We start from the raw sequence: 2,650 nt of genomic DNA on the forward strand, positions 1-2,650 counted from the left end.
GAAGTACTTCAAGTTTCATTTCTACCACCCTCTCAGTTACGATACAAATACTAGTTTACCTTAAATTAAATGTAAATGGCGAATAATTTTACTTTTTCGACTATACGGAAATGAAAAATATTGAAAACATTTTCCTTCTGTTCTTTTCATGTATAATAGGGGTAATTGTAATTATTTTCAGGGGTGAACTCATGGAACATAAAAAAATCTATAATGCCATGGAATTAAAAACGAAACACGGCAATTTAATTATTGAAGGACCCATTTCGGCAGAGGATATTGCCCGTTATGATTTCCATGAAGATTTGGTTGCATTTCGTCCTCCTACTCAACAACATAAAGCCATTGTTGGCATTGCTAAATTACCAGAAGGTCGTATTTTAATTGCACGGGACAATATGACCATTGTTGGTTATGTTACTTATTTGTATCCGGACCCTCTTGAGCGCTGGTCAAAGGGACAAATGACAAATTTAATCGAGCTAGGAGCGATTGAAGTAATACCAAAATATCGAGGAACAGGTGTTGGAAAAACATTGCTTCGTGTTTCCATGATGGATGATGCAATGGAAGATTATATCACCATCACAACCGAATATTATTGGCACTGGGATTTAAAAGGAACTGGTTTGAATGTATGGGAATATCGAAAAATTATGGAAAAAATGATGAACGCCGGTGGCTTAGAATATTTTGCAACAGATGAACCAGAGATAAGTTCACATCCAGCAAACTGTTTAATGGCGAAGATTGGATCACGAATTGATACCGAATCTATCCAACGTTTCGATCAACTTCGTTTTATGAATCGTTTTATGTATTAATTCGTAAAGGAGCCTTTCCTATGATTGTGGAACAAATGATGAATACAAATGTTTTAACTCTTCAACCGACTCATTCAATTAAAGACGCAATCAATTTGCTTCTGGAAAATAAAATTCGGCACTTACCTATCACAAATAAAGAAGGTCACGTTGTTGGTGTATTATCGGATAGAGATATTAAAGATGCTACTCCCTCCAATTTAATCGATAATCAACAGCAAGATATATATGCAACACCAATTGAAGAAATTATGACCAAAAATCCACTTATCGGTCACCCACTGGACTTCGTTGAAGAAGTGGCTACTATTTTTTATGATCAAAAAATCGGCTGTTTACCCATAGTTAGTAGTGGCAAATTAGTTGGAATCATTACTGAAACTGACTTATTATATAAATATATTGAATTAACTGGTGCACACCAACCTGGTTCACAAATAGAAGTCCGTGTACCAAATAAACCTGGGATATTATTTGAAGTGTCTAAGGTTTTTCACGATCATCAATCAAATGTATTGAGTGTCCTTGTCTATCCAGATTTACAAAATGACGAAAACAAAATCTTAGTATTCCGTGTGAAGACAATGAATCCTCTTGGGATTATTGAAGATATACGTAAAGAAGGTTTCGATGTGCTATGGCCAAACATGCCGGGAATGACAACTTAAAAAAACATGCTGTTTATATTTATTCTGAGGATCAATTAGGCTACAAATTTTCTAAAAATCATCCGTTCGACCAAAAAAGACTGGTACTTACTACTGACTTATTAAGAAAAATGAATGCGCTTACAGACTCGGATCTTGTTACGCCCCGTATAGCAACTGATGACGAATTATTACTTGCGCATGATGCGAGATATATTGATATTGTTAAAAAAGCGGGTCAGGGACTTGTCACTTCCTCTCAAACCGAAAGTTTTGGGATCGGGACAGACGATACACCGATTTTCCCAAACATGCATGAAGCTAGTGCAAGATTGGTAGGTGGGACGTTAACTGCAGTAGATTATGTAATGGAGAATAAAGCTTCACATGCACTTAATTTAGGTGGAGGACTTCACCACGGCTTTCATGGCCGTGCATCTGGCTTTTGTGTATACAACGATAGTTCAGTAGCAATCAAATACATACAACAAAAATATAAAGCTCGTGTTCTCTATATTGATACTGATGCTCATCATGGAGATGGTGTTCAGTGGAGTTTCTATGAGGACCCTGACGTGTGTACAATCTCGATTCATGAGACAGGCCGCTATTTGTTCCCAGGAACCGGAAACGTTACTGAGAGAGGCTCTGGTCAAGGATACGGCACATCATTTAATTTGCCTATCGATGCATTTACAGAAGACGAATCTTTTTTAGAACTTTACATGACAGCTTTTCGCGAAATAGCTGAACATTTCAAACCAGACGTTATCATTAGTCAAAATGGTGCAGATGCTCATTACCTCGACCCCCTCACCCATCTTTATGGGACTATGAAAATCTATCATGAGATTCCAAAACTAGCCCATAAGTTAGCTCATGAATATTGTGATGGGAAATGGATTGCAGTTGGTGGTGGTGGATATGACATTTGGCGAGTTGTTCCTAGAGCTTGGTCGCTATTATGGATGGAAATGAACGAAATTCCGCTCCCACAAGGTAACTTGCCCAAAGAATGGCTAGATCAATGGCAAGTAGAATCACCAGTGACTTTGATTCCAACATGGTTAGATCCAGATAACTTATACGAGCCCATTCCACGTAAAGAAGAAATAACGGAAAAAAATAAACAAGTTTTAGGTAAAGCTCTTTATTCTATACGTTCTCATTAGGCTATGT

Annotated in this window: 3 protein-coding genes; all 3 read left to right on the forward strand. The window is 37.3% G+C overall.

Features of this window, described 5'->3' with window-relative positions; translation table 11 throughout:
- The first annotated feature begins 191 nt into the window (after positions 1-191).
- The 3 genes from AC1DOS_RS19345 to AC1DOS_RS19355 are packed head-to-tail and all read left to right on the forward strand — an operon-like array spanning position 192 to position 2,643.
- Positions 192-824, forward strand: a complete 633-nt coding sequence (locus AC1DOS_RS19345; protein ID WP_108585431.1) for a GNAT family N-acetyltransferase — start codon at positions 192-194, stop codon at positions 822-824.
- A 20-nt stretch (positions 825-844) separates the two neighbouring features.
- A complete protein-coding gene (locus AC1DOS_RS19350; protein WP_477538813.1) occupies positions 845-1,492 on the forward strand; it encodes an acetoin utilization AcuB family protein in 648 nt (215 codons plus the stop codon).
- On the forward strand, positions 1,462-2,643 hold the full coding sequence (locus AC1DOS_RS19355) for an acetoin utilization protein AcuC (protein WP_477538814.1): 1,182 nt from the start codon (positions 1,462-1,464) through the stop codon (positions 2,641-2,643). Before AC1DOS_RS19350 ends, AC1DOS_RS19355 begins: the two co-directional genes overlap by 31 nt.
- Positions 2,644-2,650 lie beyond the last annotated feature (7 nt).

Source organism: Paenisporosarcina sp. P5_A11, assembly GCF_056400705.1.

What these genes read in the sequence shown, in the direction of transcription:
- AC1DOS_RS19355 (WP_477538814.1), top strand. Translation starts at nt 1,462, where the DNA reads ATGGCCAAACATGCCGGGAATGACAACTTAAAAAAACATGCTGTTTAT.
- AC1DOS_RS19345 (WP_108585431.1), top strand. Translation starts at nt 192, where the DNA reads ATGGAACATAAAAAAATCTATAATGCCATGGAATTAAAAACGAAACAC.
- AC1DOS_RS19350 (WP_477538813.1), top strand. Translation starts at nt 845, where the DNA reads ATGATTGTGGAACAAATGATGAATACAAATGTTTTAACTCTTCAACCG.